The organism is Rubritepida flocculans DSM 14296 (assembly GCF_000425365.1).
GTDB lineage: Bacteria > Pseudomonadota > Alphaproteobacteria > Acetobacterales > Acetobacteraceae > Roseococcus > Roseococcus flocculans.
Genome location: NZ_AUDH01000011.1, coordinates 74118 through 95665, shown reverse-complemented (window position 1 = coordinate 95665; position 21548 = coordinate 74118). Strand labels below are relative to the sequence as shown.

Sequence of the window (21548 nt, the reverse complement as noted above, 5' to 3'; positions counted from 1 at the left end):
CAGACCATGAGCCTGCACCTCGCCGAAATCAGCGGGCAGGTCGCGCCCGGCGCGCATGCGGTGGTCGTCATGGACGGCGCGGGCTGGCACCAGCGCGGGCCCGATCCGAAGCTGCCCGCCAACGTCACGCCGCTGCTGCTGCCGCCCTACGCGCCCGAGTTGAACCCGGTCGAGAACATCTGGGCCTTCCTGCGCTCCAACAAGCTCAGCAACCGCGTGTTCGACAGCGACGACACCATCGTCGACGCCGCCTGCGACGCCTGGAACTGGCTCGCCGATCAGCCCGAGCGCATCACCAGCATCGCCTCACGCGCCTACGCGCAGGTCAGGTTCTGATGCCGCGCGTATGATACGGGCGGCGCGAAGTCTCCGGATCAGCCGAAGGCGCGGCGCCAGAGGATGCCCATGAACTCCGTCGGCCGCAGCGCCGAGACGGAGTGGCGGTAGCGGCCGGAGAAGGTCTTGCGCACCAGCGCCGCGCGCTGCGCGGCGTCCGCCTCGAAGACGATGCGCGCCTCGCGCGGGCCCAGCCGCCGCACGCGCCCGGGCACCGGGCCCACCTCCTCGATCTCGACCACCACGCGCTCTTCCGGGGCGAGCGGCGGGGCGGCGGCGAAGCTCAGCCGGCAGCCGAGCTGCGAGAGGTCATCGAGGTGCACCGCGTGCGCAGCCCCGCGCGCGCGCAGCGTGGCGGGCTCGTCGGCATGGAAGCGCTCCTCGCGGCGGTAGCGCGGCGCCTCCACGCACATCAGCGCCGCCACGGCGAGCATCACGATGTTGTAGACGCTCCAGAACAGGTTCATCGCCTCCGCATCGGGCGGCGTGCCGGCGATGGGCCCCGTGACGGCGCGCAGCAGCATCCCCGCGAGCGTGAGCGCGGCGATGGCGAGGAACCAGCCGGCGAGGCTCCACTGCACCACGGTGCGGTCGCGCGTCGCGCCCTTGGCGGTGACCTTGAACTTCTGGTTCCTGCTGCCGAACAGCCCGATGGCGCTGGCGCGCATGGATTCGCGCATCACCAGCAGCGACATCGCGTCGGAGAGGATGGGCACGTTGGTGCCCCGGCTCACCCAGCCCAGATAGATCACGCAGCACAGCCAGTAGGGGCCGAGGTGGCTGATCAGGCCGTGCAGGTCCGTCTTCACGACGACGAGCCCCGTCCACCAGTAGAGCATCGGCATGATGAGGCAGAGCAGCCGCAGGATGGGCGAGACCGTCCAGAACAGCACCGTGTCCAGCGTGTGCAGGCGCATCAGCAGCGGCGTCCTCGCGCCGGTGGAGAAGGGCCCCCAGGGCGTGCGCACGATCTGCATGGTGCCGAGGCACCAGCGCCCGCGCTGGGTGAGGTATTCCTGCAGCCCCTCGGGCGCGAGCCCCGCCGTCAGCGGCTCGTTCAGATAGGCGGTGTGGTAGCCGATGCCGGTGAGCTTGATGGAGAGCAGGATGTCCTCCGTCACGCTCTCGGTGGGGAAGCCGCCGATGGCCTGCAGGCAGTCCGCCCGCACGATGGAGGATGTGCCGCAGGAGAAGGCGGTGCCGTGCGCGTCCTTGGAGGCGAGGATCACGTCGAAGAAGAAGCGCTGCTCGTCCGGCACGCGGGCGGGTTCGCCGAGGTTGAGCTGGATCGGGTCGGGGTTGAAGAAGTGCTGCGGCGTCTGCACCAGGCCCACGCGCGGGTCGTGGAACAGCGCGGCGGCGCGGCGCAGGAAGAGCGGCGTGGCCACGAAATCCGCGTCCAGCACGCCGATCAGGTCGGGCGGCTCGGGCAGCGTCATCAGGTGCTGCACGGTGGCGTTCATGTTGCCCGCCTTGCCATGGCTGTTGTCGCCGCGGATGCGGTAGTGCGCGCCCAGCTCCTCGCACATGCGGCGCAGCCACTCGCGCTTGCCGTCGTCGCAGACCCAGACGCGGAAGCGCGGATAATCCTGCGCCAGCGCGCCGATGATGGTGCGGTAGAGGATCTCCTCCTGCTCGTTGTAGGTGGGGATCAGCAGGTCGATCAGCGGCGGGCCGCCCGGATGCGTCTCGACGGGGTGCGCGCTCGCCTCCGCGCTGCGGTCCTTCGTGCGGGAGAGCACGTGCAGCAGCAGCACGCCCGCGACGCTGCCCACCACCTCCACCGCGAAGAAGAGCAGCGCCGCGATGTCGAGCGGATCCCAGGAGGGTTTGGGCAGCGTCTCCGTCGCGCGCCACCAGAGGTAGCGCAGCAGCAGCAGGATGGTGAGCCAGGCGCCGAGCCAGCGCGCCAGCGGCTGGTCGGGCCGGATGAAGGGCAGGAAGGCGCCGAGGCACAGGATCACGAGCGCCGGCAGGAAGGCCTCGGCGATCGGGTCCATCGGCTAGTGGAAGCGCACGCGGCCGAGCCGCCCCGGCTCGCAGCCCGCATCGGGGCTGAGCAGGCGCAGGATGGCCTGGGGCACGCCGCGCGCCTCGCCGGTGGTGAGGTTGGGCGCGAGGCGCAGCACCACCTCCGCCTCCAGCCGCTCCTCGCTGCCGAAGGGCTGGAACTCCGCGCGCTGGCCGATGTGGATGCGGCGGAAGGCGCGCTCGTCCAGGTCGGCGGTGACAAGCGGGTTGGCGCAGGCGATGAGCCGCGCCACCTCCTGCCCCGCGCGCACCATCTCGCCGGGCTGGACCAGCAGCCGCGCGAGCAGCGCGGGCTCGGGCACCTCCAGCGTGACGCTCTGGAAGCGGCGCAGGCGCTCGGCCTCGGCCTCGGCCTGGCGGCGCAGCGCGTCGCGCCGGGCGCGCCGGTCCTGGAGCTGCGTCTCGATCTCGACGAGGACGAGGTTCAGCCGGTCGGCCGTCTGCTGGGAGATGGAGCGGTCGGTCGCGTTGTCGGTGGCGAAGATGCCGAGCCGCGCGCCCTCCTCCTCGGCGCGCAGCGAGGCCACGCGCTCCTCCGCGCCGGCCAGCGTGTCGCGCGCCACGGTGAGGTCGCGGCGCAGGATGTCCACCTGCGCCGCGGTGCCCACGCCCTGGCGCAGCAGCCGCTCGCCGCGCGCGGCGGCGATCTCGGCCTCGCGCAGCCGGGCCTCGGCGGCGCGGCGGCTGGCCTCGGCCTCGGCGATGCGCGCGCGGAGCTGCTCGAGCCGGGTGCGGCGGAAGCTCTCGGCCGTGCCGGCGGCGGCGGCGAGCAGCACGCGCGTCGCCTCCAGCCGGGCGATGAGCGCGGCGACCTCGCCCTCCGCCGCGTCGAGCAGCGCGCGCACCTCGTTGTGGCGCTGGTCGTCCACGCGGTCATTGACGATGGTGGCCACCGGGGCGGCCTGGCCGAACCAGGCGCCGGGGGCGTGCGGATGCATCTCCACCCGCCCCTCGATGGGCGAGCGCAAAGTCAGCGCGGGGCCGGCCAGCACCGCCGTCTGCGTCTGCACGACGAAGTAGCGGTCGTAGAGGAACCACAGCGTGGTGCCGAGCACCGCGAGCGCGAAGCCGATGCGCGCGAGGCGGCCCGAAAGGCCCGGCCCCGCGGGCGGGGGCGGCGGCTTCTTCGGCGCCTCGGGGCGGACGAGCGCCACGTCTTTCGGCGGGATCGTGTCCACGGCGGCGCGCCGGAGCCCTCTGGCAAGCGGTTGCAGCTTCCACGGTAAGGAGAATCCTCGCGCGCGGGAATGATCCGCCGCAACGCCCGTGCTGCAACGCCAGACGTTTCGCCGTCGATCCGAAATGACGCGGTTGTAACCCCACCCCCGAACCGATACGCTTTCCGCGTTTGGGGAGGCAGCGTGGCCGGGAAGGCGCGCCGGCCCCGCCCGTTGCGGATCGCACCGCGTGCAGCGCGCGGGCCCGTCCGCGCCGGGAGGGACCACCAAGCAGGCCCCGGGCCGGCGAGAGATCGCCGGCCCGGCGCCGGCCTCACGCCAGCGGCCGCCTTCTCTCGCGCAATGGCGGCCGGCCCGCCCGCATCACCCCTCCAGCCCCGAGAGCTCCGCGATCAGCCGGCCCAGCGCGGCCACATCCTGCTTCGCGCCGCCGCGGTTCACCAGCAGCTCGAGCAGCGGCGCGGCCATGTTGCTCGCCGGGCCGAACACGCCATGGTCGCGGATGGCCTGCACGGCGAGGCGCATGTCCTTGCGCATCAGCTCCGCGCGGAAGCCCGGGGTGAAGTTGCCCGCGATCACGCGCTTGGCGTGGTTGCGCAGCACGAAGGAATCGGCCGAGCCGCCGGAGAGGGCGGTGCGCATCGCCTCCACGTCCAGCCCGGCCTTGCGGCCCAGGGCCAGCGCCTCGCTCACCGCCGCGAGGGTGGCGCAGATGATGAGCTGGTTCGCCGATTTGCAGAGCTGCCCCGCCCCCGAAGGGCCGAGATGCGTCACCGTCCGCCCCACCGCGGCGAAGAAGGCCCCGGCGCGCGCGAAGGCCGTGGCGTCGCCGCCCACCATGCAGGTGAGCGTGCCGTCGATCGCGCCCTGCGGCCCGCCGGAGACGGGGCTGTCCAGCAGCGTCACGCCGCGCTCGGCGAGGCGCTGCGCGAAGTCCCGGGTGGCGCTGGCGGAGATGGTGGAGAAGTCGATCACCACCGCCCCGGGCTGCGCGCCCTCGGCCACGCCGCCGGGGCCGAAGAGCGCGGCCTCGACATCGGGCGTGTCGGGCACGCAGAGGCCGATGATGGCGGCCTCGCGCGCCGCCTCGGCCCCCGTGTCGCGCCAGCGCGCGCCCGCGGCCTCCAGCGCCTCCGCCTTGCCGCGGCTGCGCGAGGAGATGTCGAGCGCGAAGCCCGCCTTCATGAGGTTGGCGGCCATCGCCGCGCCCATGATGCCAAGGCCGATGAAGGCGACGCGGGCAGGGGGTTCGATGCGGGTCATGCGGGGTCCTCTCGATCCTGGTCAGGCAAGCAGCCGCCAGAGCAGCGGCAGCAGCAGCGCCGTGCCCAGCGCGTTCAATCCCATGGCGAGGGCGGCGAAGGCGCCCGCCTCGGCGCTGACGGAGAGCGCGCGCGCCGTGCCGATGCCGTGGCTCGCCGTGCCGAGGGCGAGGCCGCGCGCGCGCATGTCCCGCACGCCGAGAAGATTCAGCACCAGCGGCCCGAGCGCCGCGCCGGTCACGCCGCAGCAGATGACGATGACGGCGGTGAGGCCGGGCAGCCCGCCCAGCGCCTCGGCCACGCCCATCGCCACGGGGGCGGTGACGGCCCGCGGGGCCAGGCTCGCCGCCAGCGCCTGCCCCCCGCCGAAGGCGGCGGCGAGGGCGAGCCCCGAGGCCGCGGCGAAGAGGCTGCCCGCCCCGATGGCGGCGAGGATGGCGAGCGGCGCGGCGCGCACCGCCTCCCACTGCCGCGCGAGCGGCACGGCCAGCGCCACGGTGGCCGGGCCGAGCAGGAAATGGACGAACTGCGCCCCCTGGAAATAGGCGCGGTAGTCCACCCCCGCGGCGAGCAGCAGCCCCGCCAGCAGCGCCACCGCCAGCAGCACCGGGTTGGCCAGCGGGTGCGCCCGCGCCAGCGCCTGCGCGCGCAGCGCCACCCACCAGGCGCAGAGCGTGGCCGTCAGCGCCGCCAGCGGCTCGCGCGAGAGATAGACCCAGAGCTCGGTCAGCGCGCTCATCGCCGCAGCAGCCGCGCGGCGATCAGGCCCGTCAGCCCGATGGCGACCAGCGTGCCGCCCAGGATGGCGAGGCCGATGGGCGCCGCATCCTGCGCCAGGATGTCGAGGTGCATCACCACCCCCACCCCCGCCGGCACGAAGAGCAGGCCGAGATGGGCGAGCAGCCCGTCCGCCGTGCGTTCCAGCGCGGGCGGGATGGCGCGGCGGGCGAGCAGCGCGGCCAGCAGCAGCGCCATGCCCAGCACCGGCCCGGGCACGGGCAGCGCGAGGGCGCGGGCCAGCATCTCGCCGGCGAGCTGGCAGAGCAGCAGCGCGGCCAGCCCGCCGATCACGCGCCGCTCAGCCCTTCGCTTCCCGGAAGGCGGTGAAGAAGCCGGTGGGGCGGGCGATGCGGTTCTCCATCTTCACCAGCATGCCCCCCTCGGCGGCGAGGCGTAGATACTCGCCCCAGGCCGGGTCGGCGGCCATGGCGTTGCGGCGCGCCTCGCGGTCGGCCTGGTCCTTGTAGCCCCAGAGATGGACCACCGTGTTCAGCTCGCCCTCGATGGTCGTGTACCAGCCCAGGCAGTTCTCCAGATACTTGAGCTGCAGCGGCCAGGCCTTCTCCTCGTAGAGCTTCACGAAGGCCGGCATGCGGTTGGGCAGGCAGGTGTAGATGCGGATGTCCACGATCACGGGGCGGTTCCTCCTCGGCTGAGGGGCATGTGATCGCCCCTCCGGCGGCGGCGCGCAATGGGGCGGGCGCTATTCCGGCCGCACCCCCGCGCGCTGCAGGATGGCCGCGACGCGCGGCAGATCGGCCCTCACGAAGGCGTCGAAGGCGGCCGGCGTGGCGTAGGCGGGCTGGCGCACCACCGCGAGCTCCCCGAGCCGGGCCGAGAGCCGGTCCATCGCCTGGTTGAAGGCCGCGTTCAGCGCCGCGACGGCGGCGGCCGGGGTGCGCGCGGGGGCGAAGGCGCCGAACCAGGCCGCCGCGTCCCAGGCGGGCAGGCCGGATTCGGCGGCCGAGGGCAGCTCGGGCAGGATGGGCGCGCGCTCGCGCCCCGCCACCGCGATGCCGCGCACCGTGCCCGCGCGGATGTGCGGCAGCGCCGAGGAGATGGGGTCCACGCACATGTGCGCGTTGCCGGCGATGACCGACTGCATGGCCGGGCCGCCGCCGCGGTGCTGCACCATCTCCATCTCCACGCCCGGCACCGCGGCGCGGAACACCTCCGAGGCGAGGTGGTTGCCGCTGCCGATGCCGGCCGAGGCGAAGTTCACCCGGCCCGAGTTGGCGCGCAGCCAGGCGATCAGCTCCATCATGTTGCGCGCGGGCACGCCCGGGTTCACCACCAGCACCTGCGGCACCACGCCCAGATGCGCCACCGCCGCGAAATCGTTCAGCACGTCATAGGGCATGCGCGCGACGAGGCTCGGCGCGATGACATGCGCGTTGGAGTGGATCAGCAGCGTGTGGCCGTCGGGCGCGGATTTCGCCACCGCCTCGGAGCCGATGAGCCCCGCCGCGCCGCCCGCGCGGTTCTCGATGACGACGCTCTGGCCGAGGATCTGCCCCATCGCCTCGGAGAGCACGCGCGCGATCACGTCCGTCGCGCCGCCGGGCGCGAAGGGCACGATCACGCGCAGGCTGCGGTCGGGGCGCCAGGCGGGCTGGGCGAGGGCCGCGGCGGGCGCGGCGAGGCTGAGCGCGAGGGCGCTGCGGCGCGTGAGCATGACGTTCTTCTCCCCGTGGGCCGGCGCCTTGCGGCCGGCTTCCGGGGAGAAGGCTAGAACGGAACGCGCGCGGGAGGGAACGCCCCGTCTCCCGCGCGCCTCACCGGGCTACTGCAGGTCCACCGGCACCAGGTCCTGGAACCAGGACTGGACGGAGGTGAAGCCGCGCACGCGCCGGCTCATGGCGCGCGGGTTGAGGTCGTGCACGATGAACAGCCAGGGCGGGTTGTCCACGATGCGCTCATGCGCGCGGGCATAGGCGCGGTTGAACTCCGCCTCGTTCGTCGCGCGCTCCAGCGCGGCGAAGGCCTCCTCGAACTGCGGGTCGTTCCACTGCGGCCAGTTGAAGCCGTTGGGCGGCGTGAAGGCCTGCAGGAAGTAGCGCGCCATCACCGAGGGGTCGGAGGAGGGCGAGGAGGGGTTGAGAGCCAGCGAGCCCGCCAGCACCGGCGCGCCCGGCGGGCTGCGCGTGGCCTGCAGCAGCGTGTTCCACTCCGTGACCTCGAAGGTGACGTTCACGCCGCAGGCCTGGCGCAGGTTCTGCTGCAGGAACTCGTTCATCGGCAGCGGCAGCATCTGGCCCGAGCCGGAGGTGGAGATCATCACCTTGAAGCTGAGCGGGCGCTGCGCGGTGAAGCCCGCCTCGGCCAGCAGCGCGCGGCCGCGCGCGGAGTCGTAGGTGTAGCGGTTCTGCGGGTTGCCGAAATTCGGGTCATTGGGCTTGAGCCAGCCCACGCTCGGCTCCGCCGTGCCGTTGAGGAGCTGCACGAGCCCCGCGCGGTCCACGCAGTAGTTCAGCGCCTGGCGCACCCGCACGTCGCGGAAGGGCGTCTCGCCGCCGAGTTGGAAGAACCAGGGCCAGACATGCGGGTAGCTGCCGGTGGTGACCTGGAAGCCCGCCTGGCGCAGCGAGGGGATGGCGTCGGGCGGCGGCACCTCGATCCAGTCCACCTGGCCGGAGCGCAGCGCGGCGAGGCGCGTCGTCGCCTCGGGCATGGGCAGCAGCACCACGCGGTCGAGCCGCGGGATGCGCGTGCGGTCCCAGTACTGGTCGTTGCGCGAGAGCTCGGCCGACTGGCGCGGCACGAAGCGGGAGAGGCGGAAGGGCCCGGTGCCCGCGGGCGGGAGCGCCGCCACCCGCGCCCAGTCGCGCCCGCCCTGCTCGAAGCTCTGCGGGCTGGTGAAGAGGATGTAGACCGCCATGAAGGGGAAGTAGGAGGCAACGCGGGTGGTGCGCATCGCCACCGTGCGCTCGTCCACCTTCCAGTAGCGCTCCATGATGGGGATGCGCGCGCGGGTGATGGCGGAGCCCTGCGCCTCGAACTGCGGCGCCTGGTTGTTGAAGTAGCGCTCGAGGTTCCAGATCACCGCATCGGCGGTGAAGGGCGTGCCGTCATGGAAGCGCACGCCCTCGCGCAGCGTGAACAGCCAGGTCTGCGGGTCGTTCGGGTCCTGGCGCCAGGATTCCGCGAGGCCGGGGCGCAGCCCGGCGGGGCGGTCGGCCTGGCTCAGATCCCACAGGATCAGCCCCTCGAAGACCGGGTAGCCGAGGAAGCGCATCCCCTCAAAGCCGTTGTTGGGCATGCCCGTGGTGGTGGGCACATCGGCCGCGGTCATGGCGATGCGCAGCACGCGCTCGCCGGGGCGCTGCTGCGCCTGGGCGGTGGTGGCGAGCAGCGCGGCGGCGACGCCGAGCCCGAGCCACTTGAGCGGGAATCTCATGGAGCCTCTCCCTGTCCGGAGCCGCCATCGAACCAGCCGCGCGGCGGGCGCGTCCAGCGCCCTTGCGCGCCGTATCGCGCGGCGCGGCGCGGCGGTTGCGCGCCGCGCGGGCAGCCCGCCCGTCAGCCGGGCAGGCGGTAGTCCTTGAACTGCCGCTTCAGCTCCGCCTTCCACAGCTTGCCGGTGGCGGTCAGCGGCAGGCTGTCCACGAACTCCACGGCGTCGGGCATCCACCACTTCGCGATCTTGCCCTCGAGCACGGAGAGGATGCTCTCGGGGCTGGGGTCCGTGCCCGGCTTGCGCACCACGACGAGCAGCGGCCGCTCGTCCCATTTCGGGTGGTGCACGGGAATGGCGGCGGCGAGCTGCACGTCCGGGTGCGCGAGGACGAGGTTCTCGAGCGTGATGGAGCTGATCCACTCGCCGCCCGATTTGATCACGTCCTTCGCGCGATCCACGATCTCGATGCTGCCGAGCTCGTCCACCGTCACCACGTCGCCGGTGCGGAACCAGCCATCCTCGGTGAAGGCCGGATCATCGGGCCGGTTGAAGTAGGCGCCGGCCGTCCAGTGGCCGCGCACCTCCAGCTCGCCGAAGGCCACGCCGTCGTGCGGGATCTCGTTGCCCTCCGCGTCGCGCACGCGGAAATCCACGCCGAACTGCGGGCGGCCCTGCTTGCGCGAATAGGGCAGGAAGCGCTCGTCGTCCCAGTCCGCGTTCTCGGCCTTGCGGACGTTGGTGGAGCCGAGCGGGCTGATCTCCGTCATGCCCCAGGCGTGCACGATGGAGACGCCGTATTCCTTCAGGAACCCCTCGGTGACGGGCAGCGGCAGCGCCGTGCCGCCGACCACGAGGCGCGGCGGGCGCGCGAAGCGGCGCGCGGGCTCGGCGCGCAGCCATTGCAGCAGCATGGTCCAGATGGTCGGCACGCCGGCGGAGAAGGTGACGCGCTCCTCCTCGAACAGCTTGAACAGCGAGGCGGGATCGAGCCGCGGCCCCGGCAGCACCAGCGAGGCGCCGACCATCGCGCTCGCATAGGGGATGGACCAGGCGTTGACGTGGAACATCGGCACCACGGGCATCACCACGTCGCGCGCCGAGAAGGCGAAGACATCGGGCGCGATGGCCGCCATCGCGTGCAGCACGGTGGAGCGGTGCGAGTAGAGCACGCCTTTCGGCATGCCCGTGGTGCCCGAGGTGTAGCAGAGCGCGCTCGCCTCGTGCTCGTCGAGCACGGGCCACTCGTAGGCGCCGTCCTCGGCGGCGAGCAGCGCCTCCATCTCCAGCACCTCGACGGGCAGGGCCGGCCGCGCCTCCACCGGGCCCATCAGCACCACCGCGCGCAGCGAGGGGGGAAGCCGGTCCGCGATGGCGGTGACGACGGGCAGCACCGAGGGATCCACGAAGAGGTGCGTGTCCTCCGCGTCCTGCAGGATGTAGGCGATCTGGTCGGGAAAGAGGCGCGGGTTCACCGTGTGCAGCACCGCCCCCATGCCCGAGATGCCGTAATAGGCGGCAAGGTGCGCGCGGGTGTTCCAGGCCAGCGTGGCGATGCGCTCGCCGGGCCCCACGCCGCGGCGGGCCAGCGCCTGGGCCAGCCGCTTCGCGTCATGCGCCACGTCGCGCCAGGTGCCGCGCGTCACCGCGCCCGCCGCGTCCACCGAGACGACCTTGGCGCCGGCATGGTGCTTCGCCGCATGCTCGAGCAGCGAGGAGACGAGGAGCGGGTGCTCCTGCATGAGGCCGCGCATGGTTGTCCTCCCCTGTCCGTTCTTCTGGGCGGGGAGTATGGCGCGGCGGAGGGTCGGCGCAACCGCCGGGGCGGCTCAGTTCGCCCGGATCGGGCGCACCGGCAGCTCGCGGTCCAGGATGATGGTGCCGTCGGTGCGCATCTCGCCGCGCCGGAAGCCGGGCGGGCCCAGCGCCGTGTCGGGGAAGCCCGAGGCGCCGGGGCTGGAATCGATCATCCCGCAGCCGGCGAGGAGGAGGCCGGCGAGGAGGGCGGCGAGAGGGGCACGCATGGGCGTCACTCCGGTGTCGTCTATTCGGGGCGGATGTTGGCGGCGCGGATCGGCTCGCCCCACCGGGCCGTCTCCCGCGCCATAAGGTCGCGCAGCATCTGGGCGTCGTCGGTCACGATGTCCACGCCCTGCTCGGCCATGCGGGCGCGGCGGCAGGGGGGGCGGCAAGCAGGGGGCGGCGGTGCATGGCGCTTCCTCGGTTCTTCGCAGGGCAGGCTACGCCGCCCGGCGGCGTGCGCAAGCGCCACACGGCTTTCGCGCAACTGTCATCCGCGCGTCATCGCCGGGGCGCTAAGGGCCCGCGCGTCGAACGGGCGGGGACCATGCTGGAGATCGAGGGACTGACGCGGCGCTTCGGCGCCAAGACGGCCGTGGACGCGGTGAGCCTGAGCATCCCGGCCGGCCAGATGGTCGGCGTGATCGGGCGCTCGGGCGCGGGCAAATCCACCCTGCTCAGGATGATCAACCGCCTGACCGACCCGAGCGAGGGCCGCATCCTCTTCGAGGGCCAGGAGGTGACGGCGCTGCGCGGGGCCGCGCTGCGCGAGTGGCGGCGCGAATGCGCCATGGTGTTCCAGCAGTTCAACCTCGTCCCCCGCCTCGACGTGCTGACCAACGTGCTGGTGGGGCGCGTGCGGCATGTGCCGCTCTGGCGCTCGCTGCTGCGGCTCTGGCCGGAGGAGGACAAGGCGATCGCCCTCTCCGCCCTGGAGCAGTTCGACATGGGCGCGCTGGCGGCGCAGCGCGCGGAGAGCCTGTCGGGCGGCCAGCAGCAGCGCGTGGCCATCTGCCGCGCCCTGGTGCAGGAGCCGCGGCTGATCCTGGCCGATGAGCCCGTCGCCTCGCTCGATCCGCGCAACTCGCTGCTGGTGATGGAGGCGCTGGCCGAGATCAACCGGCGCTACGGCATCACCGTGCTGGTGAACCTCCACTCGCTCGACCTCGCGCGGAACTATTGCGAGCGGCTGGTGGGCCTTGCAGCGGGCCGGCTGGTCTTCGACGGCCCGCCCGAGGCGCTGACGGACGCCGTCGCCAACGAGCTTTACGGCCTCGAGGCCGCCGAGGCCTTCGGCCCCGCCGAGGCCGCCCCCGATCCCGGCCGGGACCGCCCCGCCGAAGCCCTCGCCTGACCCCAGACGGAGAGACCACGATGATGCACCGCCGCCACCTGATCGGCGCCGCGCCGCTGCTGGCGCTGCCCGGCCTTGCCGCCGCGCAGAACGCCCCGGGGGCCGCGCCCGCCTGGCGCGCGCGCTTCCCCGAGCTCGTCTATGCCGTGGTGCCGGCCGAGAACGCCCGCGGCGTGACCGAGCGCTACACGCCCTTCGTGGACTACATGTCCCGCGAGCTCGGCGTGCGGATGACGCTGCGCATCGCCAACGACTACGCCGCGGTGATCGAGGGCACGCGCGCGGGCAACATCCACCTCGCCTTCTTCGGCCCCGCCGCCTTCGCGCGCGCCCTGATGACGGGCGCGCCCATCGAGGCCTTCGCCTACGACATCAACCGCGACGGCTCGCTCGGCTACTATTCCGTGTTCTACGTGCGGGCGAACTCGCCCTTCCAGAGCATCCAGGACCTGCGCGGGCGGAACCTCGGCCTGGTGGACCCCAACTCCACCTCGGGCAACACGGTGCCGCGCTTCGCCCTGCATCGCATGGGCATCAACCCCGAGCAGTTCTTCGGCCGCGTGGTCTATACCGGGAGCCACGAGAACGCGGTGATCGCGCTGCAGCAGGGCACGGTGGACGTGGCCGCGAACTGGTGGAACGACGAGCAGGAGAGCAACCTGCGCCGGATGGAGCGCCGCGGCATGGCGCGCTACGACGATTTCCGCATCGTCTTCCGCTCCGACCAGATCGTGAACTCGCCGCACGCCTATCTGCGCGCCCTGCCCGAGGAGCTGAAGGCCGCGATCCGCACCGCGATGTTCGAGATGCCCCAGCGCGACCCCGAGGCCTTCCAGCGGGTGACGGACGGGCAGTCGCGCGGCTGGGCGCCCACCAACAACGAGGCGTTCAACCCCATCATCGAGCTGAACCGCTTCGTGGACGGCCTGCGCCGCCAGCGGAGCTGACGGCGCGATGAGCGCGCGCGCCGCCGCCCTGCCCCGCCTGCCGGCGGAGCGGCTGGAGCCGCTCCGCGCCGGCTATGCCGCCGTGCGCGCGGCGGAGCGGCGGCGCCTGCTCCTCTCCCTCCTCGTGCTGCTCGGCCTTGCGCTGCTCGCCGCCTGGGTCGCGGAGGTGAAGCCGGCCGTGCTGTGGGAGCGCGGCGGAGAGTTCTTCGGCTATTTCGGCCGCATCCTCACGCTGGAGGCGGGCGAGCGCGCCGGGCAATGGGTCTGGATGGACCCGGCCGAGTGGTTCTGGGGCCTGCACCGATGGCTGCCGCAGCTCGGCGACACGCTGCTGATGGCCTATGTGGGCACGCTCCTCGGATGCCTGGGCGGCTTCGCCTTCGGCCTGCTTTCGGCGGCCAACATCGTGCCCTCCGCGACGCTGCGCTGGGTCGTGAAGCGCGGCCTCGAGTTCTGCCGCACCGTGCCCGAGATCGTCTTCGCGCTGATCTTCGTGATCGCCTTCGGGCTGGGGCCGCTCGCGGGGGTGCTGGCCATCGCCATCCACTCGCTCGGCGCGCAGGGCAAGCTCTTCTCCGAGGTGGTGGAGAACATCGACATGAAGCCCGTCGAGGGCGCCACCGCCGCCGGCGCCTCCTGGACGCAGATGGCGCGCTTCGCCGTGGTGCCGCAGGTGCTGCCGGGTTTCCTGAGCTACGCGCTGCTGCGCTTCGAGGTGAATGTGCGCGGCGCCGCCGTGCTGGGCTTCGTCGGCGCGGGCGGCATCGGGCAGGACCTCGTCGAGGCGGTGCGGAAATTCTACTACAACGACGTGGCGGCGCTGCTGGTGCTGATCATCCTCACCGTCACGCTGATCGACCTCGGCACGGGCTGGCTGCGCCGGCGCCTGATCGGGAAGGAGCCCGGCCGATGAGCGCGACCCAGCCCCTTCGCGAGGCCGCGCGCGCCCGCCTGCCCGTGCTGCGCGCCGCGCATCCGGCGCAGTTCCGGCCCCTCACGCCCTCGCGCCTCGCCACGGTGGCGGTGCTGCTCGGCATGGCGGGGCTCTTCGCGCTGGGGGTGTGGCGGCTCGACATCGACGCCTCGCGCCTGCTCTCGGGCTTCGGGCAGCTCCTGCACTTCCTCACCCTCATGGTGCCGCCGGCGCCCACCCAGGGCGCCAGCGTGGCGGGCGTGCTGCGCGCGCTGGCCGAGACGCTGGCCATCGCCTTCCTCGGCACGCTGCTGGCCGCGACCATCGCCTTCCCGCTCGGCTTCCTCGCCGCGCGCAACGCCACGGTGAACCAGGCGCTGCGCTTCCTGACGCGCCGCGGCCTCGACGGGCTGCGCGGCATCGACGCGCTGATCTGGGCGCTGATCTGGGTGAGCGTGGTGGGCCTCGGCCCCTTCGCGGGCGTGCTCGCCATCATGATGGGCGACATCGGCATCTTCGGGAAACTCTACTCCGAGGCCATCGAGGCGGCCGACCGCAAGCCGCAGGAGGGCGTGGTGGCCGCGGGCGGCTCCGGGCTGCACCGCGTGCGCTTCGGCATCCTGCCCGAGGTGCTGCCCGTGATCGCGGGCCAGGTGCTCTACTTCTTCGAGAGCAATGTCCGCTCCTCCACCATCATCGGCATCGTGGGTGCGGGCGGCATCGGGCTGGTGCTGGCGGAGATGATCCGCACGCTGGAATGGCAGGCCGTCTCCTTCATCGTCGTGCTGATCCTGGTGATGGTGGCGGTGATCGACCTTCTCTCGGGCGCGCTGCGCCGGCGGCTCATCGGCCGGGCGGCCTGACGCGGGATTGGGCGGCGCGGCGCGGCCCGCCGCCTCTCTCTCCCGCCGCGGCGATTGACCTTGGCGCACGCTTGCCTTTCATCGCGGGCGAACCGAGGAGCGACCCATGCCCGCCACCCACCGCATCCCCGCCACGCCCGAGACCATCCGCTGGGGCAGCTTCGACGCGAGCTACGCGCCGCTGATCGAGGTCGAGAGCGGCGACCTCGTGGTGCTCGAATGCGTCTCCGGCGGGCCGGAGGCGATGCCCGACCCCTCCTCGGGCCTGAAGGTGCCCCCGGCGCTGGCCGCCATCCACGCGGCCAACCCGCCGCGCCTCGGCCCGCACATCCTCACCGGCCCCGTGGCGGTGAAGGGCGCCATGCCGGGCGACACGCTGCGCGTGGACATCGAGAAGATCGAGCTCGGCTGCGACTGGGGCTTCTGCGGCTTCCGCCCGCTCGGCGGCACGCTGCCGGAGGATTTCCCCTACAAGCGCATGCTCCACATCCCGGTGGACCGCGAGAAGCGCGTGGGCCATGTGCCCGTGGGGCCGGGCGTGGCGCTGCCGCTCAGCCCCTTCTTCGGCGTGATGGGCGTGGCCCCGCCCGCCGAATGGGGCCCGATCAGCACCAAGGAGCCGCGCGCGCATGGCGGCAACCTCGACAACAAGGAGATCGGCGAGGGCGCCACGCTCTACCTGCCCGTCCATGTCCCCGGGGCGCTGTTCAGCGCCGGCGACGGCCACGGCGTGCAGGGCGATGGCGAGGTGTGCATCAACGCGCTGGAGATGTGCCTCACGGGCCATTTCCGCCTGACTGTCGAGAAGGGCGGCAACCTCGCCTACCCGCGCGCCGAGACGGCGACGCACTACATCTCCATGGGCATGCACGAGGACCTCGACGAGGCGATGAAGCGCGCGCTGCGCGAGATGATCGGCTTCATCACCTCGCGCACCAACCTTAGCGCCGCCGACGCCTACCAGTTCTGCTCGCTGGCGGTGGATTTCCACGTGACGCAGACGGTGAACGGCGAGAAGGGCGTGCACGGGCTGCTGAAGAAGGGCCTGCTGTTCTGACGCCGGCGCTCCTCGCCGACATCGGCGGCACACACGCCCGCTTCGCGCGGGCCGAGGGCGGCCGCCCCGGCGAGGCGCTGACGCTGCGCGTGGCCGAGCATCCGCGCTTCGACGACGCGCTGGCCCTGGCGCGGGCGCGGCTCGGCGCACCGCCGCGCTTCTTCTGCGCGGTGGCGGGGCCGGTCGAGGCGGGCCGCGCGGCGCTGACCAACGCGCCCTGGGTGGTGGAGGCCGCCGCCCTGCCCTTTGCCGAGGTGCGGCTGCTGAACGACCTCGAGGCCATGGCCTGGGCGCTGCCCGCCCTTGCGCCGGAGGAGGTGGAACACTGGCGCACGGGCACACCCGTGCCGGAGGCGCCGGCCCTGGTGATCGCCGCCGGCACCGGGCTCGGCCTCGCCGTGCGCCATGCGGGCGGGGTCACCGCCACCGAGGCCGGGCATGCCGCCTTCGCCCCGCATGACGAGGAGGAGGAGGCGCTGCTCGCGCATCTGCGGGCGCGCCAGGGGCCCGTCTCGCAGGAGGATCTGCTGAGCGGCGAGGGGCTGCCCCGGCTCGCCGCCGCGCTGGCCGCCCTGCGCAGGCTGCCGCCCCCGCCCGCGAGCGCCGCCGCGCTGGCCGAGGCGGCGGCGCGCGGCGAGGCGCTGCCGCGCGCCGCCATCGCCCTGTTCTGGCGCGCGCTGGGCGGCTTCTGCGGCGATGCGGCGCTGATGCACGGCGCGCGCGGCGGCGTGCACCTCGCGGGCGGCGCGCTCGCGCGGCTGCTGCCCTTCTGCGACCGCGCGGCCTTCCTCGCGCGCTTCGACGCGAAGCCGCGCATGGCGGGCTACCTCGCCCGCATCCCGGTGCGGCGCATCGCGCACCCCGAGCCGGGGCTGCTCGGCCTCGCTGTGCTGGCCGCTACCAGCTCATCGGCACGCTGAGGCGCGCGCCGGGCGCGGGGGTCTGCAGCAGGCGCTGCTCGCGCTGGTTGATCGCGCCATCGGCCGCCGCGCCGCGGCTGGGCAGGCGGGGATTGATCATGGTGGGCGAGAGGCTCGGGTCCATGCTCGGGGCGGGGCCGCGCGGGCCCTCCATGTCGAGATTGGGGCGCGGCGCAAGTTCCACCCGCCGCTGCGCCGGGGCGTTCCCGTAATCGGGCGTGCCGACCATGCCGCCTCCCATGAAGGCGCGGTCGCGCGGGTCCGTGGGGCGCGGACGCGGCGCGGGGTTGGCCTGGGCCTGCGGGCGGGGCTGAGGCTGGGCCTGGGCCTGGGCGCGCGGCGCGTCGCCGACGCGGGGCGGCGGCGGCGCGTTCTGCGCCAGGGCCGGGGCGGCGGCGAGGGCGAGCAGCAGCGCCAGCGCGGCCCTCACAGCCCCGCCATGCCCCGCGCATCCTCGGGCGGGTTGCCCGCCACGGCGGCGCGCCCCTCGCGCCAGGCCGCGAGCGCCCAGCGCACGGAGGGGAAGGCGATCTCGTCCCATGGGATTTCTCCCCATTCGAACAGCCGCACCTCGAGGCTCTCGGGCCCCGGGGCGAAGCCCGGCTCGGCGAGGCGCGCGCGGAAGATCACCTGCACCTGCCCGATTCGCGCGATGGAGTAGACTCCCAGGATTCCCTCCAGCGCAAGCTTCGCGCGCGCCTCCTCCCAGGCTTCGCGCGCGGCGCCCTCCTCCACCGTCTCGCCCATCTCGAGATAGCCGGCGGGCAGGGTCCAGAAGCCCCGGCGCGGCTCGATGGCGCGGCGGCAGAGCAGCACCCGCCCGCCCTCGCCCACCACCGCGCCGACGACGATCTTGGGGTTCTCGTAGGCGATGAAGCCGCAATCGCCGCAGATCAGGCGTTCGCGGTCCTCGCCCTCGGGGATGCGGCGCTGGAAGCGGGTGCTCATTCCCCGCACTTGGCCCCGCGGGCGGCGCGGGACAAGCGGCGCCGCACCGCGTCAGAGAAAGGCGTCGAGCGCGGCCAGCACCTCCTCCGGCGCTTCCTCGGCCAGGTAGTGGCCGCTCTCCACCGCATGGCCGGTCACGGGGCCATCGGCATAGGCGCGCCAGACGGCGAGGGGATCATACCACTGCCCGATCTTCCCCTTGCGCCCCCACAGCGCGAGCAGCGGGCAGGCGACGCGCCGCCCCGCCGCGCGGCTCTCGCGGTCATGGGCGAGGTCTATGGTGGCGGCGGCGCGGTAGTCCTCGCAGATCGCGGCCACCGTGCCGGGGGCGCGCAGCGCGGCCAGGTAGTCGGCCCGCGCCTCGGGGTGGAAGAAGCCCTTGTCCTTCGGCTCGCGGCTCGTGTGGATGTCGAACCAGAGCTCCACATCCTGCCCGATCAGCCGCTCGGGCTGCGGGTGCGGCTGCGCGAGCCAGAACCAGTGATAGTATCCCATGGCGAAGGCCATGTCGGCATGTTCGAAGTGGTGCAGCGTGGGCACGATGTCCATCACGCAGAGCCGCTCCACCGCCTCCGGATGGTCGAGGGCGAGGCGGTGCGCCACGCGCGCGCCCCGGTCATGGCTGACGACGGCGAAGCGCGGATGCCCGAGGCCGCGCATCAGCGCCGCCATGTCCTGCGCCATCGCGCGCTTGGCATAGGCGGCATGGTCGGCGCTCACCGGCGGCTTGGCCGAGAGGCCGTAGCCGCGCAGGTCGGGCGCGATGACGGTGAAGCGCCGCGCCAGCGCGGGCGCGAGGCGGTGCCACATGGCGTGCGTCTGCGGGTTGCCGTGCAGCAGCAGAAGGGGAGGGCCCGCGCCGCCGCGGCGCAGGCGCAGCGCGATGCCGTTCGCCTCGCGCGTCTCCAGGCGGAAGCCCTCGAAGAACATGGGCCGATGCTGGCACCCCGCGGCGCCGGGGGGAAGCGCCCGCCGCCCGATTGACCGCCTCGCGCGCCCGCCGCAGGCTTCGCCCGCCACGCCCGACAAGGAGGAAGCGCCATGGCCCAGGACGACGACGCGCTGTTCAACAAGGGGCTGCCCATCCGCCGCGCGGTGCTGGGCGCCGAATATGTGGACGCGAGCCTCGAGAAGGCCGACGACTTCATGATGGCCTTCCAGCGCATCACGACGAGCTGGGCCTGGGGCATGGCCTGGGGCGACCCGACGCTGGACCGCAAGACGCGCTCCATCATCAACCTCGCCATGCTCACGGCGATGGGCAAGATCCCCGAGGTGAAGCTGCACGTGAAGGGCGCGCTCAACAACGGCGTGAGCGTGGAGGAAATCCGCGCCACGCTCTGCCACGCCGCCGCCTATGCCGGCATCCCCGCCGCGCTCGACGCCTTCAAGGCGACGCACGAGGTGCTGCTCGCCGAAGGCGCGATCAAGCCCAAGGCCGCGAAGAAGGCGGAGGAGGAGAAGCCCGCGAAGAAGAAGGCGAAGAAGTAGCCGCCATGGCGCGCCTCGCCTTCGCCGGGATCGGCAACATGGGCTGGCCGATGGCGGCCAACCTCGTCCGCGCGGGCCACGAGGTCGCGGTGAGCGACCTCTCGCCCGAGCGCGTGGCGCGCTTCGTCTCCGAGATCGGCGGTCGGGCCGCGCATGGCGTGGCCGAGGCCTGCGCGGGCGCGGAGGCGCTCATCACCATCCTGCCCACCAGCCGCGAGGTGGCGATGGTGGCCGAGGCCGCAGCGGGCGCCCTGCCCGCCGGCGCGCTGTTCATCGACATGACCTCGGGCAACCCTTCGCGCACGCGCGAGATCGCGCGGATGCTCGCCCTGCACGGCATCCGCATGGTGGATTGCCCGGTCTCCGGCGGCGTGCCGCGCGCGAAGACGGGCGAGCTCGCCATCATGGCCGGCGGCGAGGCCGCGGACCTCGACGCGGCGGAGCCGATCCTGCGCGCCATGGGCAGCTCCATCCACCGCTGCGGGCCCGTCGGCGCGGGCCAGGCGATGAAGGCGCTGAACAACCTGGTCAGCGCCGGCGGCTTCCTCATCGGCATCGAGGCGCTGCTCATCGGCCAGAAGTTCGGCCTGGAGCCCGGGCTGATGGTGGATGTGCTGAACGCCTCCACGGGGATGAACAACTCCACCCAGAAGAAGTTCCGGCAGTTCGTGCTCTCGCGCCGCTTCGACAGCGGCTTCGCGCTGGATCTGATGGTGAAGGATCTCTCCATAGCGCTCGATGTCGGCAAGGAGGCCGGCGTGCCCACGCCGCTCGCCGCGCTGACGCGCGAGCTCTGGGCCGCGGCCGCCGCGCATCTCGGCCCGGGCGAGGACCACACGGCCATGGCGAAGCTCGCCGAGCGGCTGGCGGGGCAGGTGCTCGCCGGCGGGAACACATGACAGCCGATTCAGCTTCGTTTCAGCAACAGTTCAGCGCGGATCAAGCCCCGGCGCGGTAGTGCGCCGCACAACGCCGGGCTTGAACTGCGCGGCGCATGACGTAGATGTCATGTGTCGGCCGGCGCTGGAGATCGCGGGCAAGCGACACGCCCCGCCTGCAAGGGGCCTGTTGAGCCGATGTCCCGGGCGCGCGCCCGGGCCCCGGGGCGCTGAGCCGTGCGCTCTCCACATGAAGCGATGCTGGAGATTCGCGATGAGGCCCCTCCTCGCGCGCCGCATGTGCGCGCCCCTGTTCCTGTCGGCCCTCGCCGTGCCCGCGCTGGCGCAGCCGGGCGCCGCCGAGGTGGCGATCCGCCTCGATGACCGGCAGCTCCGCGCCGGCGGGATCGAACTCGGCCGGCCCGAGCCGGAGACGGGCCCCTCCGAGCTGACGCTGCCCGGCAGCGTCGTGGTGCCGCCTGCACAGCTGCGCGTGGTGGCCGCCCCGGCGGCGGGCCTCGTCGAGGCGATCCACGTGGCGCCGGACGAGCGCGTGCGCGCCGGCCAGGCCGTGGCGCGCCTGCGCTCGACCGAGCTGGTGGAGGCGCAGCGCCTGTTCCTGGAGGCGCGCACCCAGCACGACCTCGCCGCCGAGAAGCTGCGCCGCGACGAGCAGCTCTACCGCGAGCGCGTGATCGCCGAGCGCCGCCTCATCGTCACCCGCGCCGAGCACACCGCCGCCGCCGCCGCGCTGGACGAGCGCACGCAGATGCTCGGCCTGCTCGGCATGAGCGAGCACGAGATCGCGGAACTCGCGCGCACCCGCCGCATCCAGCAGGCCCTGACGGTGACGAGCCCGATCGCGGGCGTGGTGCTCGGCCGCGCCGCCACGCCCGGCGAGCGCGTGAGCCAGGCCGCGCCGTTGCTCACCATCGGCGACCTCTCGGTGCTCTGGATCAACGTGCAGGTGCCGCTCGCGCGCGCCGCGGCGCTGGTGGAGAACGCGCGCGTGCTGGTGCCCGCGCAGGGCGCGGAAGGCCATGTGCTGCGCGTGGGCCGCACGGCGGACGCGGCCACCCAGAGCGTGACGGCCGTGGCCGAGGTGAGCCGCGGCGTGGAGGCGCTGCGCCCCGGCCAGGCCGTGACGGTGGCGCTGCAGCTCCGCGCGAACGGCACGCCGCAATGGCGCGTGCCCGCGGGCGCCGTGGTGCGCCACCGCGAGCGGAGCTGGGTGTTCGTGCGCACGCCGCAGGGCTTCGCCGCGCGCCCCGTCACCGTGCTGAACGAGACGGCGCAGTTCACCTCCATCCGCGCCAGCCTCGCCGCGACGGACCAGATCGCCGTGCGCGGCATGCTCGCGCTGCTGGCCGAGCTGGCGGAAGCGGATCTGGGCTGA

General features: G+C 73.4%; 23 protein-coding genes. 10 read left to right on the top strand and 13 right to left on the bottom strand.

The features are described 5' to 3' along the window. A partial coding sequence (locus H596_RS0111455) for a transposase (protein ID WP_027285014.1) occupies positions 1–336 on the top strand: 336 nt, incomplete at its 5' end. Between the two features lie 38 nt (positions 337–374). On the opposite strand, the gene H596_RS21200 is transcribed toward H596_RS0111455, so the two are convergent. The 10 genes from H596_RS21200 to H596_RS0111405 form a co-directional block, all read right to left on the bottom strand. Beyond that, positions 375–2336, bottom strand: coding sequence for a glycosyltransferase (locus tag H596_RS21200; protein ID WP_051212842.1), 1962 nt, complete (start codon positions 2334–2336; stop codon positions 375–377). A gap of 3 nt (positions 2337–2339) precedes the next feature. Further along, positions 2340–3545 carry an HlyD family efflux transporter periplasmic adaptor subunit gene (locus H596_RS24850; protein WP_037301026.1) on the bottom strand — a complete coding sequence of 402 codons (1206 nt, stop codon included), beginning with the start codon at positions 3543–3545 and terminating at the stop codon, positions 2340–2342. A gap of 363 nt (positions 3546–3908) precedes the next feature. After that, positions 3909–4808 carry an NAD(P)-dependent oxidoreductase gene (locus H596_RS0111440; RefSeq protein WP_027285012.1) on the bottom strand — a complete coding sequence of 300 codons (900 nt, stop codon included), beginning with the start codon at positions 4806–4808 and terminating at the stop codon, positions 3909–3911. Positions 4809–4829: 21 nt separating this feature from the next. Next, positions 4830–5546, bottom strand: coding sequence for an LrgB family protein (locus tag H596_RS0111435; RefSeq protein WP_027285011.1), 717 nt, complete (start codon positions 5544–5546; stop codon positions 4830–4832). Continuing rightward, positions 5543–5878, bottom strand: a complete 336-nt coding sequence (locus H596_RS0111430; RefSeq protein ID WP_027285010.1) for a CidA/LrgA family protein — start codon at positions 5876–5878, stop codon at positions 5543–5545. Before H596_RS0111430 ends, H596_RS0111435 begins: the two co-directional genes overlap by 4 nt. A 7-nt stretch (positions 5879–5885) precedes the next feature. Beyond that, positions 5886–6221, bottom strand: coding sequence for an NIPSNAP family protein (locus tag H596_RS0111425; protein WP_027285009.1), 336 nt, complete (start codon positions 6219–6221; stop codon positions 5886–5888). A 69-nt stretch (positions 6222–6290) separates the two neighbouring features. Continuing rightward, a complete protein-coding gene (locus tag H596_RS0111420; RefSeq protein ID WP_027285008.1) occupies positions 6291–7262 on the bottom strand; it encodes a tripartite tricarboxylate transporter substrate-binding protein in 972 nt (323 codons plus the stop codon). Positions 7263–7370: 108 nt separating this feature from the next. Beyond that, entirely contained in the window at positions 7371–8984 is a 1614-nt protein-coding gene (locus tag H596_RS0111415; protein ID WP_027285007.1) for an ABC transporter substrate-binding protein, read from the bottom strand. 122 nt (positions 8985–9106) lie between these two features. Continuing rightward, entirely contained in the window at positions 9107–10735 is a 1629-nt protein-coding gene (locus H596_RS0111410; RefSeq protein WP_027285006.1) for a long-chain-fatty-acid--CoA ligase, read from the bottom strand. Between the two features lie 75 nt (positions 10736–10810). Next, positions 10811–11005, bottom strand: coding sequence for a hypothetical protein (locus H596_RS0111405; protein ID WP_027285005.1), 195 nt, complete (start codon positions 11003–11005; stop codon positions 10811–10813). A 323-nt stretch (positions 11006–11328) separates the two neighbouring features. On the opposite strand from H596_RS0111405, the gene phnC reads away from it, so the two are divergent. From phnC to H596_RS0111370, 6 genes are all read left to right on the top strand, one after another. Next, entirely contained in the window at positions 11329–12135 is an 807-nt protein-coding gene (gene phnC / locus H596_RS0111395) for a phosphonate ABC transporter ATP-binding protein (protein WP_027285004.1), read from the top strand. A 20-nt stretch (positions 12136–12155) separates the two neighbouring features. Next, a complete protein-coding gene (gene phnD / locus H596_RS0111390; RefSeq protein WP_027285003.1) occupies positions 12156–13082 on the top strand; it encodes a phosphonate ABC transporter substrate-binding protein in 927 nt (308 codons plus the stop codon). A gap of 7 nt (positions 13083–13089) precedes the next feature. Next, complete coding sequence (gene phnE / locus H596_RS0111385; RefSeq protein WP_027285002.1) at positions 13090–13995, top strand: phosphonate ABC transporter, permease protein PhnE; 906 nt, start codon at positions 13090–13092, stop codon at positions 13993–13995. Continuing rightward, positions 13992–14858, top strand: a complete 867-nt coding sequence (phnE, locus tag H596_RS0111380) for a phosphonate ABC transporter, permease protein PhnE (protein ID WP_027285001.1) — start codon at positions 13992–13994, stop codon at positions 14856–14858. Before phnE (H596_RS0111385) ends, phnE (H596_RS0111380) begins: the two co-directional genes overlap by 4 nt. Positions 14859–14964: 106 nt before the next feature. After that, positions 14965–15915 carry an acetamidase/formamidase family protein gene (locus H596_RS0111375; RefSeq protein ID WP_027285000.1) on the top strand — a complete coding sequence of 317 codons (951 nt, stop codon included), beginning with the start codon at positions 14965–14967 and terminating at the stop codon, positions 15913–15915. Continuing rightward, the gene (locus H596_RS0111370) at positions 15825–16835 is read left to right on the top strand and encodes a glucokinase (RefSeq protein WP_084602705.1); all 1011 of its coding nucleotides are present in this window, start codon (positions 15825–15827) and stop codon (positions 16833–16835) included. Before H596_RS0111375 ends, H596_RS0111370 begins: the two co-directional genes overlap by 91 nt. Here H596_RS0111370 and H596_RS0111365 read toward each other — a convergent pair. The 3 genes from H596_RS0111365 to H596_RS0111355 are packed head-to-tail and all read right to left on the bottom strand — an operon-like array spanning position 16813 to position 18713. After that, the gene (locus tag H596_RS0111365; RefSeq protein WP_027284998.1) at positions 16813–17265 is read right to left on the bottom strand and encodes a hypothetical protein; all 453 of its coding nucleotides are present in this window, start codon (positions 17263–17265) and stop codon (positions 16813–16815) included. The genes H596_RS0111370 and H596_RS0111365 overlap by 23 nt on opposite strands. Then, entirely contained in the window at positions 17262–17783 is a 522-nt protein-coding gene (locus H596_RS0111360) for an NUDIX hydrolase (protein WP_027284997.1), read from the bottom strand. The genes H596_RS0111365 and H596_RS0111360 overlap by 4 nt, the downstream gene beginning before the upstream one ends. A 51-nt stretch (positions 17784–17834) precedes the next feature. Beyond that, positions 17835–18713 carry an alpha/beta fold hydrolase gene (locus H596_RS0111355; protein WP_027284996.1) on the bottom strand — a complete coding sequence of 293 codons (879 nt, stop codon included), beginning with the start codon at positions 18711–18713 and terminating at the stop codon, positions 17835–17837. Positions 18714–18824: 111 nt separating this feature from the next. On the opposite strand from H596_RS0111355, the gene H596_RS21195 reads away from it, so the two are divergent. From H596_RS21195 to H596_RS21190, 3 genes are all read left to right on the top strand, one after another. Continuing rightward, positions 18825–19274, top strand: a complete 450-nt coding sequence (locus H596_RS21195) for a carboxymuconolactone decarboxylase family protein (RefSeq protein WP_051212838.1) — start codon at positions 18825–18827, stop codon at positions 19272–19274. A gap of 5 nt (positions 19275–19279) precedes the next feature. Further along, positions 19280–20173: an NAD(P)-dependent oxidoreductase gene (locus H596_RS0111345; RefSeq protein ID WP_027284995.1), complete on the top strand. Its 894-nt coding sequence runs from the start codon at positions 19280–19282 to the stop codon at positions 20171–20173. 253 nt (positions 20174–20426) lie between these two features. Continuing rightward, a complete protein-coding gene (locus H596_RS21190; protein ID WP_051212836.1) occupies positions 20427–21548 on the top strand; it encodes an efflux RND transporter periplasmic adaptor subunit in 1122 nt (373 codons plus the stop codon).

Bases quoted from the DNA above. Each gene is read 5' to 3' on its own strand.
- H596_RS0111440 (WP_027285012.1), bottom strand. From the start codon at position 4,808: ATGACCCGCATCGAACCCCCTGCCCGCGTCGCCTTCATCGGCCTTGGC.
- H596_RS0111375 (WP_027285000.1), top strand. From the start codon at position 14,965: ATGCCCGCCACCCACCGCATCCCCGCCACGCCCGAGACCATCCGCTGG.
- H596_RS21195 (WP_051212838.1), top strand. From the start codon at position 18,825: ATGGCCCAGGACGACGACGCGCTGTTCAACAAGGGGCTGCCCATCCGC.
- H596_RS0111405 (WP_027285005.1), bottom strand. From the start codon at position 11,005: ATGCGTGCCCCTCTCGCCGCCCTCCTCGCCGGCCTCCTCCTCGCCGGC.
- H596_RS0111345 (WP_027284995.1), top strand. From the start codon at position 19,280: ATGGCGCGCCTCGCCTTCGCCGGGATCGGCAACATGGGCTGGCCGATG.
- H596_RS21200 (WP_051212842.1), bottom strand. From the start codon at position 2,336: ATGGACCCGATCGCCGAGGCCTTCCTGCCGGCGCTCGTGATCCTGTGC.
- H596_RS0111435 (WP_027285011.1), bottom strand. From the start codon at position 5,546: ATGAGCGCGCTGACCGAGCTCTGGGTCTATCTCTCGCGCGAGCCGCTG.
- H596_RS0111410 (WP_027285006.1), bottom strand. From the start codon at position 10,735: ATGCGCGGCCTCATGCAGGAGCACCCGCTCCTCGTCTCCTCGCTGCTC.
- H596_RS21190 (WP_051212836.1), top strand. From the start codon at position 20,427: ATGAGGCCCCTCCTCGCGCGCCGCATGTGCGCGCCCCTGTTCCTGTCG.
- H596_RS0111415 (WP_027285007.1), bottom strand. From the start codon at position 8,984: ATGAGATTCCCGCTCAAGTGGCTCGGGCTCGGCGTCGCCGCCGCGCTG.
- phnE (WP_027285002.1), top strand. From the start codon at position 13,090: ATGAGCGCGCGCGCCGCCGCCCTGCCCCGCCTGCCGGCGGAGCGGCTG.
- H596_RS0111355 (WP_027284996.1), bottom strand. From the start codon at position 18,713: ATGTTCTTCGAGGGCTTCCGCCTGGAGACGCGCGAGGCGAACGGCATC.
- phnE (WP_027285001.1), top strand. From the start codon at position 13,992: ATGAGCGCGACCCAGCCCCTTCGCGAGGCCGCGCGCGCCCGCCTGCCC.
- phnD (WP_027285003.1), top strand. From the start codon at position 12,156: ATGATGCACCGCCGCCACCTGATCGGCGCCGCGCCGCTGCTGGCGCTG.
- phnC (WP_027285004.1), top strand. From the start codon at position 11,329: ATGCTGGAGATCGAGGGACTGACGCGGCGCTTCGGCGCCAAGACGGCC.
- H596_RS0111360 (WP_027284997.1), bottom strand. From the start codon at position 17,783: ATGAGCACCCGCTTCCAGCGCCGCATCCCCGAGGGCGAGGACCGCGAA.
- H596_RS0111420 (WP_027285008.1), bottom strand. From the start codon at position 7,262: ATGCTCACGCGCCGCAGCGCCCTCGCGCTCAGCCTCGCCGCGCCCGCC.